The organism is Nocardiopsis nanhaiensis, assembly GCF_054778635.1.
In genome coordinates this window covers 1-14420 of sequence record NZ_BAAGZJ010000043.1, presented here as the reverse complement: position 1 = coordinate 14420, position 14420 = coordinate 1, and the positions used below count along the sequence as shown (strand labels likewise).

General features: G+C 67.0%; 16 protein-coding genes. 11 read left to right on the top strand and 5 right to left on the bottom strand.

The window, feature by feature from the left end; genetic code table 11:
* Positions 1-249: 249 nt before the first annotated feature.
* A complete protein-coding gene (locus ACYVD1_RS20250; protein WP_460775112.1) occupies positions 250-1239 on the top strand; it encodes a TerC/Alx family metal homeostasis membrane protein in 990 nt (329 codons plus the stop codon).
* A gap of 68 nt (positions 1240-1307) precedes the next feature.
* Here ACYVD1_RS20250 and ACYVD1_RS20245 read toward each other — a convergent pair whose 3' ends face one another.
* Positions 1308-1559 carry a hypothetical protein gene (locus ACYVD1_RS20245; RefSeq protein ID WP_460775108.1) on the bottom strand — a complete coding sequence of 84 codons (252 nt, stop codon included), beginning with the start codon at positions 1557-1559 and terminating at the stop codon, positions 1308-1310.
* A gap of 385 nt (positions 1560-1944) precedes the next feature.
* On the opposite strand from ACYVD1_RS20245, the gene ACYVD1_RS20240 reads away from it, so the two are divergent.
* The 5 genes from ACYVD1_RS20240 (at position 1945) to ACYVD1_RS20220 (ending at position 6919) form a co-directional block, all read left to right on the top strand.
* Complete coding sequence (locus ACYVD1_RS20240) at positions 1945-2820, top strand: hypothetical protein (RefSeq protein WP_460775105.1); 876 nt, start codon at positions 1945-1947, stop codon at positions 2818-2820.
* 354 nt (positions 2821-3174) lie between these two features.
* Positions 3175-3906, top strand: coding sequence for a class I SAM-dependent methyltransferase (locus ACYVD1_RS20235; RefSeq protein ID WP_460775102.1), 732 nt, complete (start codon positions 3175-3177; stop codon positions 3904-3906).
* Positions 3907-4095: 189 nt separating this feature from the next.
* Positions 4096-4359, top strand: a complete 264-nt coding sequence (locus tag ACYVD1_RS20230; protein WP_460775099.1) for a hypothetical protein — start codon at positions 4096-4098, stop codon at positions 4357-4359.
* 444 nt (positions 4360-4803) lie between these two features.
* Positions 4804-5433 carry a hypothetical protein gene (locus tag ACYVD1_RS20225; RefSeq protein ID WP_460775096.1) on the top strand — a complete coding sequence of 210 codons (630 nt, stop codon included), beginning with the start codon at positions 4804-4806 and terminating at the stop codon, positions 5431-5433.
* Between the two features lie 187 nt (positions 5434-5620).
* A complete protein-coding gene (locus ACYVD1_RS20220; RefSeq protein WP_460775094.1) occupies positions 5621-6919 on the top strand; it encodes a purple acid phosphatase family protein in 1299 nt (432 codons plus the stop codon).
* A 115-nt stretch (positions 6920-7034) separates the two neighbouring features.
* On the opposite strand, the gene ACYVD1_RS20215 is transcribed toward ACYVD1_RS20220, so the two are convergent.
* The gene (locus ACYVD1_RS20215) at positions 7035-7217 is read right to left on the bottom strand and encodes a hypothetical protein (RefSeq protein ID WP_460775089.1); all 183 of its coding nucleotides are present in this window, start codon (positions 7215-7217) and stop codon (positions 7035-7037) included.
* Between the two features lie 267 nt (positions 7218-7484).
* Entirely contained in the window at positions 7485-7844 is a 360-nt protein-coding gene (locus ACYVD1_RS20210; RefSeq protein ID WP_460775087.1) for an MmcQ/YjbR family DNA-binding protein, read from the bottom strand.
* 183 nt (positions 7845-8027) lie between these two features.
* Between ACYVD1_RS20210 and ACYVD1_RS20205 the strand changes: the two genes are divergently transcribed.
* The 3 genes from ACYVD1_RS20205 (at position 8028) to ACYVD1_RS20195 (ending at position 10949) form a co-directional block, all read left to right on the top strand.
* Positions 8028-8966 carry a VOC family protein gene (locus ACYVD1_RS20205; RefSeq protein WP_460775085.1) on the top strand — a complete coding sequence of 313 codons (939 nt, stop codon included), beginning with the start codon at positions 8028-8030 and terminating at the stop codon, positions 8964-8966.
* Between the two features lie 86 nt (positions 8967-9052).
* On the top strand, positions 9053-10408 hold the full coding sequence (locus tag ACYVD1_RS20200) for an MFS transporter (protein ID WP_460775082.1): 1356 nt from the start codon (positions 9053-9055) through the stop codon (positions 10406-10408).
* A 106-nt stretch (positions 10409-10514) separates the two neighbouring features.
* Positions 10515-10949, top strand: a complete 435-nt coding sequence (locus ACYVD1_RS20195) for a hypothetical protein (protein WP_460775078.1) — start codon at positions 10515-10517, stop codon at positions 10947-10949.
* An 87-nt stretch (positions 10950-11036) separates the two neighbouring features.
* Here the strand turns inward: ACYVD1_RS20195 and ACYVD1_RS20190 are convergent, their stop codons facing one another.
* Together ACYVD1_RS20190 and ACYVD1_RS20185 are read right to left on the bottom strand one after the other, a co-directional pair.
* Positions 11037-11891 (bottom strand): poly(ethylene terephthalate) hydrolase family protein, encoded by an 855-nt coding sequence (locus tag ACYVD1_RS20190; protein WP_460775074.1) that lies wholly within the window; start codon positions 11889-11891, stop codon positions 11037-11039.
* Between the two features lie 191 nt (positions 11892-12082).
* Positions 12083-12751: a DUF4352 domain-containing protein gene (locus tag ACYVD1_RS20185; RefSeq protein WP_460775072.1), complete on the bottom strand. Its 669-nt coding sequence runs from the start codon at positions 12749-12751 to the stop codon at positions 12083-12085.
* Positions 12752-12963: 212 nt separating this feature from the next.
* Between ACYVD1_RS20185 and ACYVD1_RS20180 the strand changes: the two genes are divergently transcribed.
* Complete coding sequence (locus ACYVD1_RS20180) at positions 12964-13113, top strand: hypothetical protein (RefSeq protein ID WP_460775068.1); 150 nt, start codon at positions 12964-12966, stop codon at positions 13111-13113.
* Positions 13114-13256: 143 nt separating this feature from the next.
* Positions 13257-14069, top strand: coding sequence for a hypothetical protein (locus tag ACYVD1_RS20175; RefSeq protein ID WP_460775063.1), 813 nt, complete (start codon positions 13257-13259; stop codon positions 14067-14069).
* The last annotated feature ends 351 nt before the right edge of the window (positions 14070-14420 follow it).

Below are 14420 nucleotides of genomic sequence, written 5' to 3'. Positions count from 1 at the left end.
CCGCGAACTGGCGAAACCGGTCAGTGGCGGGGACCACAGTGATACCGGTGGCCACTTGTGGCACACGGGTGGCGTGGTGGGACACCGAGTTGCTAGGCGTTACGGGAGAGGGTTCCGTGGGGGGAGCAGTCGTCGCACCAGAGTCGTGCGGTCCTCGCCTTCCCCGCTCACTCCCCACCCCCACCACCCGAGCGAACCCCGGGGCCCCCAGGTCCCCCAACCAAGCACCCACACAAGGAGTACAGCCCCGTGAACGTCCCTCTGTGGCTGTGGATCACGACCGTCGTCGTGATCGTCACCCTCATCTGCGTCGACTTCGTGATCGTGGCACGCAATCCACGCAAGCCCTCGACCCGTGAGGCTGCACTGTGGGTCAGCTTCTACGCGGTGCTGGCCGTGGCTTTCGGCGCCGCCCTGGCCTTCACCGCGGGGGCCGAACACAGCATCGCGTTCTACACCGGTTGGGTCGTCGAGTACTCGCTGAGTATCGACAACCTGTTCGTGCTGATCCTGATCATCGGCTCGTTCCAGGTACCGCCCGAACACCAGCAGAGGGTCCTGCTCATCGGGATCGGCCTGGCACTTTTCTTCCGCGCCCTGTTCATCGTGGCGGGCGCGGCGGCGGTCGAGGCCTATGTCGGCGTGTTCTACCTGTTCGGCGCGATCCTGCTCATCACCGCGATCAAGCTGTTGGTCTCCTCCGACCACGATGTCGGCCACGCCGAGTACAAGGAGAACGCGCTGGTGCGCAGGGTGCGGCGTGTGCTGCCCACCACCGAGCGCTACCACGGCGCCCGGATGACCGTCCGGTTGGAGGGCAAGCGCTACATCACCCCGATGCTGCTGGTGGTCATCGCCATCGGCATGGCCGACATCGTCTTCGCCCTGGACTCCATCCCGGCGATCTTCGGCATCACCCAGGAGCCGTACCTGGTCTTCACCGCCAACGCCTTCGCCCTGATGGGCCTGCGCCAGCTGTACTTCCTCATCGGCGGCCTGCTCGACCGCCTGGTGTACCTGAACAAGGGCCTGGCGCTGATCCTGTCGTACATCGGGGTGACCCTGATCCTGCACGCCATGGAGTACACCACCGACCTTCCGGTGAGCTCCCCGCCCGAGCTGGTGTCCCTGGGTGTCGTCCTGGGCATCCTGGTCGTGGTCACCGTCGCGAGCCTGGTGGTCAGCCGCGGCGGCCAGCAGCACGAGCCCTCCCACGACCCCGAACCGGACCCCCGGTAGGGCGGACCGGCCCAGGAAGGGCGGATGTGCGCGCCCCCGCGAACGCACACATCCGCCCCTGTTCGGAATCAGTCAGCCGGCTCGAACGAGCGGGACCTCTGGTCCTGCCCGTCCTGGGGTGCGCGGTTGAGGCGGACCACTTCGTCCTGCCAGTGGCGCAGCTTCCGCTGCATGCGGTTCTGGTTGTAGGACAGGGCAGCCATCGCGAAGATGGCGACGATCACCGTTCCGACCAGGAAGAACGTGATGGCGGTTGCGACGACCAGGATGATGGTGGCGTTCACGGCACCGACCTCCGATGATCCTTCGTCCTTCGGCACGCCTTCCATGGGTGGCTGCGACCGAAAGCGTGATTCGACCCGAATTGCACACGTCGAGTGACGACAATGTAGCGATACGGTGTTCTCTGCATTCTCTCTTGCTGTGAACTCGGCACCAGGCTACGCTCTGTTTCTCTAACTGAATACGTCCATTTTGGGTAGGGCAAGCGCAACCTTGTACACCCAAGGGATCCGGAGGGTTCAGCAGATGTACAGCAGCACCCGGGATGCACAGGAAGAGCACGTTCACGCACTCCGGGAACTTCGCCGGGGGATCGGGTGCACGACGGACCGGATCTTCGAATACGCCCTACTTGTACAGGCTCTTCGCACCAAGCTCGCCCCACGGGGTAGACAACCTTCGCACGAGAGTCTGATCGCGGAGATGACCAACCAGGTCCAGTCAATCAGTGACCCGAAGCACCGGGATGCAATTCTGGTCGCGCTGAACCTGGACCCCCGCTACCAGCAGCGCACTCTCGTGGATCGCCGAAGGCAGTACAACCAGGACCTATGGGAATCCAGCGACCCAGAGGTCCGAAACCTGCGGGTCGGCAATTTGCGGACGCTGGAGCGCCGTGAGAATCAGGCCATCGAGTGGATCGCCCGGAACTTGATCGACCACCGAGAGCCCTCTAGCGCACCTCATAACGACTTCTCCACCGACCGGAAACCAGCGCAGAGCGATCTCGAGATTGAAGCCATCTCGAACATCCTCTACTTCTCCGAGAGTGGGGTCCTACAGAAACAGGAAACACACAGGTGGGTGCGGGCTTCGTCGGAATATTCTACCCGGGAACTCACCGTGGCGCACTGGTACGTCAACGGAAGCCGGCCCGGAACGATCAGAATCGACAGCCTCTACGGATGCAGCGTTGCCTCACGCACGGAAACCGCCAGCGGTGAGCTGATCGCGGACCTGCGCATCTTTCGGGGTCTGCAGCCGCACCATGGACCCTATGCCTTCGGAACGGTCCTGAACATCGACAGTGACGCTCAATGTCGACCAGTCATCAACTGGCGCCCCCAATCCCACGCAACCAAGCGGATTGAGTTCCACCTGAACTTTCACAGCTCCTTCAAGCCGGTCCGCGCCTGGTGGTTCCAGTCGCGGCGGGATATCCTCGGCCATGTCGAACCGAACGCGAACGACAACCGTCACCTGGAAGAGCTGGAAGAGGGAAGTTATCTGTACCAGATTTTCGAGCATGACCACATCATTCCGAACCAAGTACACGGGCTATCCTGGGTGTGGCCCTGAATCCTCCAAGAGCGCAGCGAAATTGAGTTGAATTGCGAATAGTAGTTGACGACGGATAGGGATACGGGCACCCGACGGCCACTCTCCCCGGTCGCTCCGTCTATGCCCGAGCCGCTGTCCATACTTCTCCGCACCGGTCGTGCACCGACTTTTGACCCGTCCACTCGAATTTGATGACCCATGCGGGGCATATTCCTTCAGGTACCGGCGCATATCGGGCACCCACCAAGACCGGCGGACTGGATTCGACTTCCTGCTGAGTCGACACCCTCGTGTCGGGATAGGATTTCACCTGGCCCTTCGCTATCCCGGACCGACTCCGGAAAACGCCTTTATTCAGGAGGAAGCAGAGAAATGCCCACTGTCGAGTGGAACCGGAAGACCTGGGGGAAAACGCACTCCTGGGAGCAGAGCGGTGACGAATGGGCCTTCATGGCCGCACACTGCCGTCAGCCCTACCCGGAGTGGAAGGGGTCCCTCATCGACACACTGCTGGCTCCCTGGGCCGCCCGGGGCGACACCCTCGAGATCGGCCCGGGCCACGGCCGCTGGACCGAGCACCTCCTGGAGCACTCCCCCAAGGTCTGGATCGTGGACGTCAACGAGAGCTGCCTCGACCGGTGCCGCGAGCGCTTCGCCGACCGGCAGGAGCTCAACATCCACCACACCCACGGATACTCGATGGACCCGGTCCAGGATTCCTCGATCGAGTTCGTCTGGTCCTTCGACGTCTTCGTGCACTTGGACCCGGACGTCATCAACGGCTACCTCAGCGAGATGAGCCGGGTCATGGCTCCCGGCGCCACCGCGGTCATCCACCACGCGGGCAAGCCGGACTGGACGCTGCGGCTCTCCCCGCTCACCCGGCGCACCGGCCGGGCCGGCAAGGTCGCCCAACGGTGGCTGAGCCAGCGCCGCTGGCGCGACGACGGCAACCGCTCCGCCGTCTCTCCCGAGGCCTTCGCCCGCTGGGCCGGCGCAGAGGGCCTCCAGGTGGTGAACCAGCGCACGTCGTGGGGTTCCGAGGACCAGTACACCGTCGACAAGTACCGTGACTGCATCACCCAACTCCGCAAACCCGCCTGACCTTCGCCCGTACCCGGCGTCCCTGCTGTATGCACAGGGACGTCGGCCGCGAAAGACGGCATTGCCACCGCCGGGATTCCGCAAACCGCGCACATCGAAGGTCGGCACTTTCTAGGCTGGGGGTATCCGACAGCGTTCTCCCGCCCCGCGGCCGGAAGTCCCACCGTCGCGCCCCCGACCAGGAGCGAGATGACCCATCAAGAGGTCGAGGACCTCATCCACGGACCGGCTCCGGATCGCTCGGAGTGCCGGGCGATACCCCGGGATGAGTTGGGAAGCGACGAGTGCGACGCCGTGGTCGCTCGTGTGACGGGCGATGTGGAGCTGCACTGCGGCGCGTCCAACGTGGACGGGTTCGTGGTCTGCCGGTTCCACCTGTTCTACGCCCTCCACGGGGGCTACACGCGCACCAAGCTCCGCACCGAGAACCAGGGGTACGAGGGTGCGGAGTAGGCGGTCCACCCAGGTCACCGGGCCGGACGTGCGTCCCGTCCCAGTTCGGTTCTGCCCGCGGGTCGAACGCGACCGAAGAGCGGTCAAGAAATCCTGATCAAAAACCAGCAAAACTATCAATTGCGAGAATAAAACTCGCACTTTATTCGCTGGGCGCGGCAGTCCGGAATAATGTCCACTTCAGATGCATGCCGCCAATTGCCCGGGAGTAGTTTAGCGAAAGCTGCCGCTCCAGCCGAGCTGGGAAGAAATACCCGAAGGGGTCCCATGCCCGACCGCGAGACTGCACGACCAGGGTTCGTTGTTCCGAGACCGCAGGTCCAGCCCAGTACTGAGGGCCTGGGGCCGCGAGAGAGGCCCAGGCCCTCCGCGGGTTGCTTCGCGGCTGCGGGAATATTCTTCCTTTTCGTCAGTCTCCTGGTCGGCCCCACGATCTCGGCGGCGGTGGTTCCAGCTGCCATCATCGTTTTCGCGACGGTGTTCACCTACTACCTCACCCTGGATTCCAGGGAGCAGAAGCACCGGAGACACATGGAGATCCTCCGGGATTCCTGCGGTCGGGACTACATCACGGTGAACATGCTCGCCTCCCGGGACCGCCCCACACTGCGCCGCGCCCAGCACGCGGTCGACACCATCCTCGGAACCCCGTTGCACCGCTCCGGCCACCTGATGAAGGCCGCGCGGAACACGTCACTGCTCTGCGGACTCGAGTGGCGGATCGCCTGCGACCTGTACCGCGTTTCGGCGGCGGAACGGGACCTCGCTCAGACAGCCCTCCCCCACACCGGGGGCGACCTGGACCGGGGGGCGTACGAGCGGGCGGCGGAGGCCTTCCAGCGGATCAGGGGCCGGGCTGAGGAACAGGCCGCCGCGCTCCACGCCTACGCGGAGCGGGTCGAGCACGCCCAGGGCCTGCTGGACCAGTGGAACCGCGCGGCTGAGCACCGTCCGATCGCGGTCGACCTACCCGCCGACAGCGCCCATCTCCCTCCCGAGGTCACGGACTCCCTGGCCGCCGCCCAGAGGGAAGCACGCAAGGTCTCCAGGATCCACGCGGAGCTCGATTCCTGACCTCGCCCCGTAGGTCCTCGCCCCAGGTCCGCCCCAGGTACGCACCCCAGCGCGTTCCCAGGGTCCTGCCCCGCTTACTCCCACGTTCACCAGCCGCACACCCCCGGCTATGGTGCATTCACAGCGCGTTGTCCCGCCTTGGTTAGGTTCGCCGTGCCCCGAACCCCACACGGAAAGCAGATCGGCCATGTCGGTCACCGCCCGTTCCACGGCACACCGCAGCCTCACCTTCCTGGCCCTCGGCGCTCTCGCCGCGGCCCCCGCCCTGACCCTGCCCTCTCCCGCGCTGGCGGAGTCCGGACCCGAGCGCATCCTGCTCTCCCCCACCGACGACCCCGCCGCGTCCCAACACGTAACGTGGCGTTCCGCCGACGCTGACGAGGACGCCCAGCTGGAGATCTCCCCGGCGGGTGGCACGGACGAGGTCGAGCAGATCCCGGCCGAGTCCACCGGGGAGGCCGCGGACCACCACTACTACCGGGTCACCCTCACTGATCTGGAGGCCGACACCGAGTACGGGTACCGGATCGTTCCCGGCGAGGGCGAGCCGAGCCCCTGGCAGACCTTCACCACCGCCGACACCGAAGCCGCGCCCTACGACTTCCTCTACTTCGGCGACATCCAGAACGACATCACCGAGCACGCAACCCCCGTCGTCCAGGCCGCTTTGGAGGCCGAGCCCGGCGCGGAGCTGGCCGTACACGCCGGCGATCTCATCGATCACGCCAACGACGACTCCGAATGGGGCGAGTGGTACGACGCCTTCGGCCCGGAGGCCACCGGCGGCATCAACCACGTGGCCGCGGCGGGCAACCACGAGTACGCCGACAACGCCCTCAGCGGGCACTGGCCCCTGCAGTTCCCGAGCGCGGGCAACGGCCCAGAGGAGGGCACGGACCTGAACGAGACCGTGTACTCCACGGACTACCAGGGTGTGCGCTACATCAGCCTCAGCTCCAACTACCGTGACGCCGACATCGACGACATCGACGCCTGGCTAGAGCTCCAGCAGGACTGGCTCGCCCAGACCCTGGAGGACAACCCCCACGAGTGGACCGTGGTCACCTTCCACCACCCCCTCTTCTCCAACAGCCCCGGACGCGACAACGAGCCGCTGCGCGACGCCTGGCTGGACACCCTTGAGGACTACGACGTCGACCTGGTGCTGCAGGGCCACGACCACTCCTACAGCCGCGGCAACCTGGTCGAGAACCGCACTGAGAACCCCGACGCCCACACCGGCCCCGTCTACGTGGTCTCGGTGGCCGGCCCCAAGATGTACGAAGCCACCGACGAGAACTGGACCGACAACGGCGCCGAGGCCCGGGTCCAGGTGACCGACACCCAGACCTACCAGACGGTCTCGGTGGACGGATCCACGCTGGAATACGAGGCCACCACCGCCGCAGGCGAGACTGTCGACGCCTTCACCATCACCAAGGACGACGGCGAGAAGCTGGTGACCGAGCAGAACGACCAGCGCTAGATTCCGCCGGAACACACGTGTTGGGGGCGGCCCGAGTCCGCTCCCAACGCCATGGCGGGCCGCGGATCGCGCTGGGGGCGGACTCCGCGGCCCGCCGTTCAGGGCTTCGCCCGGATCAGAGGGCGAAGCCGCCGTGGACCCCGGGTCCGGCCAGCACGGAGACACCGTCCGAGTTGGCGTTCGGAGTGCTCAGCTCGGAGGCCTGGGCCGGGAGCGCCAGCACGGCGACACCAGCGAGGGTCGCGACGCCCACGGCGACCGTCCTGGCGATACGGGACAGAGAACTCGTTCTCTCCACGCGTATTCCTCTCTGCACCCTTGAGGGCGCGTTCTTGAGGGCGACCTGATCCAAGGGAATCATGGTCAATGGTGCGATCACCGCACCATGAAAAAGGAGTATAAGGATTGATCAGTTCCCCCTCAGGAATGCGTCCGGCTTCGGCCAGAAAATGTCAGCAGGGGTACTGAAGCGGCTCCAGGGACCGGAGTTATCCTACTCTCCGATCCTTTCCGCGACGATCCGTTATGCCAAGGTGCTCGCAAAGTGGGGGCGTTTCCGTGGACGTCAGGCATCGACCAGGGACGCGGGTGTGGGCGGGGCGGTGAGCAGGTCCTCCGGGGCCGTCAGGTACCAGGCTTCCAGGGTGAGTTCGCTGAGTTCGTCCAGGTCGATTCCGTCGAGGTGGACTACCACCCAGCCGAAGCCGCCCGCGGTGAACTGCACCTCGAACACCTCGGGCCGCTCGGCCACCAGCGCGGCCTGTTCGATCAGGGTCTGCTTCAGCCCCACGGTGGCGGTGCGCGGCCACAAGTAGCCGAACGGCCTGCCGCGGACCCGGAACGTCGTGTACCGCTCTGACTCCTGGTCAACGCATTCCGGCAGCGCGCTCACCAGCCGCAGGAACCGCTCGATCTCAACGCCCATGGGATGAGACAACCACACACCTGTGACACGTGGCGCCGCGGGGCGGGGTCGGCTGCAGCCAGGGGCGCATGGCACGGGTCACTTCCGACAGGGAATATAACTTGAACTCTCAACCTTTTACTGGATGACTACTTTGAGAGGCTGCGCGCCCCGCGGCCTCGGCCCGACCCCAGGGAGCCCACCATGCCCGACACCTCGCAGACCCCGCAGAGCCCGCCCGTGAGCGACCGCGTGCTCAACGACGCCACGGGCATGGACGCCGTATCCCTGCACGTGGGCGACCTGGAGACGATGACCTCGTACTACACGAACGCCCTCGCCCTCGAGCCCATCGAGGAGCGTTCGGACGGGGGCGAGGTGCGCCGCGTCCTCGGCCGCGGAACGACCCCGATGGTCCGGTTGGTCGCCACCCCAGGGCTGCCCGCGGTCGACCCGCGCCAGGCGGGGCTGTTCCACACCGCGTTCCTCTTCGACGACGCCGCCTCGCTCGCCGCGACCGTCTACCACGCGGCACAGGACCAGCGCAGCCGCTTCGTCGGCTCCTCCGACCACCTGGTCAGCGAGGCCTTCTACTTCACCGATCCCGAAGGCAACGGCATCGAGCTCTACACCGACCGTGACCGCTCGGACTGGCAGTACGTCGACGGCCGGCTCCAGATGGCCACGCACCACCTGGATCCGAACGAATACCTGCGCACCCACCTCGAGGAGGCCGTCGTCTCCGACGCGCCGCGCCGGGCAGGCAAGGTCGGCCACGTCCACCTGCAGGTCGGCGACATCGCCACCGCCAGAGCCTTCTACGTCGACGCACTCGGGTTCACGACCACGGTCGACACCTACCCGGGCGCGCTGTTCGCCTCCGCGGGCGGCTACCACCACCACGTCGCGATGAACACGTGGAACAGCGCCGGGGCGGGTCCGCGTGCCTCGAGTCTGGGGCTGGGCGACGTGGCGCTCACCGTGCCGTCCCGCCAGGACCTGGACGCCCTGGTCGCCCGCCTGAAGGAGAACCGCCTGGAGCACGCCGACACCGGCCGGTCAGTGCTTCTGCGCGACCCGTGGGGCACCCAGGTGACAGTAGCCCTTCCAGGGTCCGGCACCGCCGAGCTCCTGGAGCGGTGACCTTCCGAAGACCGCATGCGAACCGTTGCCCGCGCGCCGGTGTGGCGCCGCACATACACTGCGGCCCACCTCTCTAGCGTGAGGACATGACCGCGACCGAGAAAATCTACTCAGCTCTGGTCAGACGCGACCGGCAGACCGAGGCCGACCTACCTGAAACCGTGCGCGCCGACGTCGCAGGAAACGGCCTGCGCCTGGTATCGGCCAACGCCCTGCAGTCCTCCGGCGACCAGGCGGTCAATGCCTCGACGGTGCTGCCCTGGCTGTTCCACGCCCTGGGCGTGCCCGCGGCGCTGGTGGGGCTGCTCGTGCCCGTCCGCGAGGCCGGTTCGATGCTGCCGCAGGCGCTGTTGACGCCGCTGATCCTGCGGGCCCGCTACCGCAAATGGGTGTTCGTCTCCGGTTCCCTGATCCAGGCCCTGTCGGTGGCGGTGATGGCGGCGACCGCCGCGCTCGCGCAGGGGCTCGCCGCCGGGCTGGTCATCCTGCTGGCCCTGGCCGTGTTCTCCCTGGGCCGGTGCCTGTGCTCGGTCTCCTCCAAGGACGTCCAGGGCCGTACCGTGCCCAGCGGGGAGCGCGGCCAGATCATCGGGCTGGCCACCGCCGCGGCCGGGCTCGTGGCCATCACCCTGGGGGTGGGGATCCGTGTGCTCGGCGGAGAGGACCTGGACGCCGGTCGGCTCGCCTGGGTGCTGGCCGGCGGCGCCGCCCTGTGGGTGGGTGTGGCCTGGGTCTACGCCCGGGTGCGGGAACCGGCCGACGAGGCGGCCTCGGCGGGCGCGCCCGCAGGGTCGGGGCGGGCCTCCGGCGACGCACCCGTGCGGTGGCACGACTGGTTCGTCCAGACCTACCGGCTGCTGGCCGAGGACCGTTCCTTCCGGCACTTCGTCACGGTGCGCGGCCTGCTGCTGGTGTCGGCGCTGAGCCCGCCGTTCGTGGTCACCCTCGCCACCCAGTCGGGCACCACCGGGCTGTCCGGGCTGGGCGGGTACGTCATCGCTTCCGGGGTCGCCGCCCTGGTGGGCGGGCGCCTGGCGGGCCGGCTCGCCGACTGGTCGAGCCGGAGGCTCATGACGTTCGGGGCCGCGCTCGCCTCGGCCATCATCCTCGCGCTGGTCCTGATCGTGTCCCTGCCCGGTTTCAACGGAACGACCGCGTGGGGATCGTCCGTGTTCATCGCCTGCTACTTCTTGCTGACGTTGACGCACACCGGGGTCCGGGTGGGGCGCAAGACCTACGTGATCGACATGGCCGAGGGCGACCGGCGCACCACCTACGTGGCGGTCTCGAACTCGGCGATGGGGTTGGTCCTGTTGGTGGTCGGAGGCATCAGTTCACTGCTGGCGCTCCTCGGAGTGGAGTGGACGCTGGTCTTCCTGGCGGTTCTGGGGCTGGTCGGGGTGGTGGCCGGAGGTCGGCTGCCCGAGGTCTCCCGGGGGTAGGGAGGGCTCTCGGCCCCGGGAAGACCTCTCGGGATGGACTGCGCCCCCGGAAAACGGGCCTGTGGACAACCCGATCCGGCGGCCCTGCCCCTCCCATACTGGAAAAATGCTCTCCAGGAACGCCCACGCCCTGCTCCGGGCCCTCTTCCGAGACCTGCCCGGCGAACGCCACATCCTGACCCTGCACACCCGGTACGCGATGTCCACCGCTCTCGAAGTCCGGGGCTGGGACTTCGAGGTCGAACACCCGGAGGTGGTGGAACGGCTGTACAACGCCCTCAGCTCGACCTCGCCCTCGGCGCTGATTCTGCGCACCTTCACCGACCGGCCCTCCCACACGCTCGCCAACGGGGTCGTCATACCGGTCAAGAGCGTCCTCGGCTGGCAGGTGGGGGCGCACGCACTGGCCCCCTTGGACGAGGCGGAGATGTTCGACGCCCACTGCACCGATGCCGCCTCGGGTGAACCCGTCCCACCAGAGCCCGGTGTGGAGTACACGAGCGCTCCGGTGGTGGAACTGCCTGCGTTCCACGAACCCTGACCGACCGGGGGCCGCGCCGCAGGCACGGCCCCCGGCTCTTCGGATGCGGGGCATGGAGAGGGGGAATGGTTTTCGGTGAGGGCTCTGTCAGAGGTTCTTGCTGTCGACGTCCCACTCGGGGTCGGCGCACAGGCCACAGTCAGCACCGATGAACTGCTCGGCGGCCTCCTCGTCGTCCTTGAGGTGCCACTGGAGCCAGGCGGTACCGACGCGTCCGTACTCGCCGCCGTCGGGCTCGGGGAAGGTCCCGTAGTGTCCGACGTCCAGGTGGCCCATGAACGCGGGGAGGTCCTCGGGCAGGTCCCGCCAGTCGTTGAGCGCGTTCTCGTAGGCGATGTCGCTCGGGCCGCCGGTGAAGTAGGCGATGGGGGCCTGCAGGTGTTCGAGGCGGTCGGGGTCGCTGTCGCTGAACATGCCGCTGTTCCAGATGACCGTGGTGGTGATGCGGGGGTCGTCGGCGACCTCGTAGGTCTCCAGGCCACCGCATGACTGGCCCATGACGGCCATCCGGTCGGTGTCGAGGCGGTCGCGGTACTCGCTGAACAGGCGGGAGTTCTCCGTTTCCGACCAGTCCAAGGCTTCGGTGAGCATCTCGGAGTCGGTGCTCCCGGAGCCGTCCGGCTGACCGTTCGCGATGACCAGGAAGCCGTGCGAAGCGAACTCGGTGAGGATGTTCTCGAACCACGTGCCGTCGGCCCGGCAGGCGCCGTTACCCCACGCGACGACCGGGAGTGCCTCGTCCTCGGGCAGCTCCAGGGGCCGGTAGACCGTGTGGTCGGGCAGGCGGTCGTCGGTCACGTACCCGGCCTCGTAGGGCCCGGTGCCGCCGGAGGCCTCGGGTTCGTCAGCGGCAGCCGCCGACGGCACCGAGACGAGCGCAGCGGCCATCAGCGGACCTGCGAGGACTGCCACGCCCCGTCGGACTGAGTTCCCATTTCCCATTGCGTTCTCCTGCGGGTGGAGGGGCGCACCGGTTTCGTCCGGTGCGTTGGGAAGCGAATATCCGCGTTGTCGGAGGAGGAGTCAACGGACCCGGCACAGGACGGGTCACTTCACCGATCCTGTGGCACACCCGGCTGCAGGCGGTTTCCCGGCGGTACGAAATGCCTTCCGGTCGCTGGCGCACAGACCGGTCAGTCGAGGTCGATGCGGGCACCGGTTGCCCCTGAGCTCCTGCCGCTGACGATCATGTGGTCGGCCTGGAAATCGCTCGGTACGTCGTAGGCGAGGGTTCCGCTCGATCCGGTGCCGGGGTTGAGGTCTCTGTCGAACAGGTCGGAGGCCCAGATGTCGTAGCGGTACATGGAACCGCTGTCGTCCATGAGCACCTGGTCGCGGCCGGAGAAGTTTTCCGGGCCGCTGCCGAGGTTGGTCACCTCCATCTCGACGGTGACCCACTGCCCGTCGTGGTCATCGTCGGCGAAGTAACTGAGGTCGGCGACCGGCACGTCGTGTTCGATGGCGTGCACCGTGATCTCCCAGTCTCCGTGCTCGACCATCTCCCCTAGGCCCGGATGGTCCTCCTCAACCGCTTCGACCTCCTCGATTTCGGCGCCCTCGTCACCCTCGTCGGTGTTCTCACCTGTTCCGGCCTCTCGGCTCTCGGAGGTCTCCGGGGATGCTTGGGCAGTAGCGCCGCCATCACGGTCGGGGTCCGAGACCAGGGCGCCGAGGACGGCCAGCATGACCAGGCCGGTAACGGCCGCTCCGAAGCAGCCGAGGCAACCGATACCGATCTTGGCTCCGGTGGACATGTCCGGAGCGGTTGCGGGCTGGCCGTAGGGGTGGTGGTTGTGGGACATGGTGCGCTCCGGTGTCTGATGGTTGAGAGGGCGGAGCGGGTGCCACCGAGGTCGGATCGGGGACGGGACGGCGGACCGCGACTGTCTCCACGGACCGCCGCCCGCCCCAGCAACCCCTTGCGGCGTCGCATCATTCAATATACACACTATTGCTGTGAATGTCATTCACACGCTAATGTTCACTCCTGGAACACGAACAGGAGGGCCCGCTCATGAGCTGTTCACGCACACTCGCCACCGCCGCTCTGGGGCTACTGCTCACCACCTGCGGTGGAAACGAGGTCGTCCAACTGGAACCGCCCAGCCCTGCGCCTCCGCCCACCGCGGAACCGGATCCCTCCCCCGACGAGGGCGACGACTGACGGGGGATTCACACGCACCAGACCCGAGCGCTCCTCTTCGGCCCGACACCGACAGAACTGCCGCGCCCCTCACCGGCCGCCGAGGCACACGGGCGACACCGCCCCACCTACCGGTAGAACCCGAAACGCCCGAGGGAGCAGCCATGCCGGACCGCCCGACCACCCGCCCAGGCGCCGTACTTCCGGAGCCAGCCCCTCCGCCCACCCACGAGGAACTCCGAGCGCGTGAGGAGTTCAAGTCCACTTCCGCCTGTGCCGGTTTCCTGGCGGCACCAGTCGTCCTGTTCCTGATGGTCCTCCTCCCGGACGCCGTGCCCCTGATCGTCGTCGTGTTGGTCGTGTGCGGCATCCTCGCCGTCCGCTGGTACCGGGCCCCCCAGGGGAAACGGGAACGGCACCGGAAGCAGAAGCAGCTACTGGCCGCGGCGGCCGGCCGGGACTACGTCACCGCGGGCCTGCTCACCCGGCGGAACCGGCCGTTATTGCGCCGGGTACAGAGCGCCGTGGACACCGTTCTGGAGTCGCCCCTGCACCGCAGCGGCCAGTTGCTGGACAACGCACGCAATACCGTAGTCCTGCGCGATCTCGAGTGGCAGATCGCCGCGGACCTGCACAAGGCCTCGAGCGCCGAGCGTGAACTGAACGGTGTGGGGACGCCTCAAAGCGACCAGAAGCAGGCGAACCTGGCCCACCAGAGGGCGGTCGGGGCGGTCAACAGCCTCCGTGCCGAAGCCGAGGGGCGGATCGCGGCGCTCCAGGGGTACGCCGCCAGGGTGTGCAAGGCTCAGCACCTCTTGGACGACATGGGCCGCATCGAGCGTTACGACCGGATCGCGAACGAGATCCTTGCCGAGAGCGCGGGCGGTCGGCAGCAGGACGAAGCACTGGCTTCCCTGGAAGACGCGCAGAGGGACGCGCTCCGGATTGCCCGCCTCCACGAAGAACTCGGTTTGTAGGACAGGGCAGGGCAGGGCAGGGACAGGATTGGGAAGGAAGAGCCGGGTAGGAAGATCCGGGAAGGGTCAGGCAGGTGTAGAGCGGGATAGGTGTAGGGGTTATGCTGCGCTACGGCCTGTTGCTTACACCCCCATCGGCTCAGGCGCCCGACACACATTAGATGTTGCTTCTATTCGGAGGTGCACCAGTCGCCCTTGCTGGGGTTCCCTCCTTTCCCGCCGCTCGATTGTGGCCGTCTCCGCTGCGCGCCTCAAGGTCGTCGCCATCGAGCGCTTCGCGCGTCAACGGCGCTCCACCTTGACCCGCTCCGCTACGACGGCGGGTTGGCGGCTATCGGGAAAGGGGGAAGG

What these genes read in the sequence shown, in the direction of transcription:
- ACYVD1_RS20185 (WP_460775072.1), bottom strand. Translation starts at nt 12,751, where the DNA reads ATGTCCCACAACCACCACCCCTACGGCCAGCCCGCAACCGCTCCGGAC.
- ACYVD1_RS20195 (WP_460775078.1), top strand. Translation starts at nt 10,515, where the DNA reads ATGCTCTCCAGGAACGCCCACGCCCTGCTCCGGGCCCTCTTCCGAGAC.
- ACYVD1_RS20200 (WP_460775082.1), top strand. Translation starts at nt 9,053, where the DNA reads ATGACCGCGACCGAGAAAATCTACTCAGCTCTGGTCAGACGCGACCGG.
- ACYVD1_RS20235 (WP_460775102.1), top strand. Translation starts at nt 3,175, where the DNA reads ATGCCCACTGTCGAGTGGAACCGGAAGACCTGGGGGAAAACGCACTCC.
- ACYVD1_RS20190 (WP_460775074.1), bottom strand. Translation starts at nt 11,891, where the DNA reads ATGGGAAATGGGAACTCAGTCCGACGGGGCGTGGCAGTCCTCGCAGGT.
- ACYVD1_RS20240 (WP_460775105.1), top strand. Translation starts at nt 1,945, where the DNA reads ATGACCAACCAGGTCCAGTCAATCAGTGACCCGAAGCACCGGGATGCA.
- ACYVD1_RS20180 (WP_460775068.1), top strand. Translation starts at nt 12,964, where the DNA reads ATGAGCTGTTCACGCACACTCGCCACCGCCGCTCTGGGGCTACTGCTC.
- ACYVD1_RS20230 (WP_460775099.1), top strand. Translation starts at nt 4,096, where the DNA reads ATGACCCATCAAGAGGTCGAGGACCTCATCCACGGACCGGCTCCGGAT.
- ACYVD1_RS20210 (WP_460775087.1), bottom strand. Translation starts at nt 7,844, where the DNA reads ATGGGCGTTGAGATCGAGCGGTTCCTGCGGCTGGTGAGCGCGCTGCCG.
- ACYVD1_RS20205 (WP_460775085.1), top strand. Translation starts at nt 8,028, where the DNA reads ATGCCCGACACCTCGCAGACCCCGCAGAGCCCGCCCGTGAGCGACCGC.
- ACYVD1_RS20175 (WP_460775063.1), top strand. Translation starts at nt 13,257, where the DNA reads ATGCCGGACCGCCCGACCACCCGCCCAGGCGCCGTACTTCCGGAGCCA.
- ACYVD1_RS20220 (WP_460775094.1), top strand. Translation starts at nt 5,621, where the DNA reads ATGTCGGTCACCGCCCGTTCCACGGCACACCGCAGCCTCACCTTCCTG.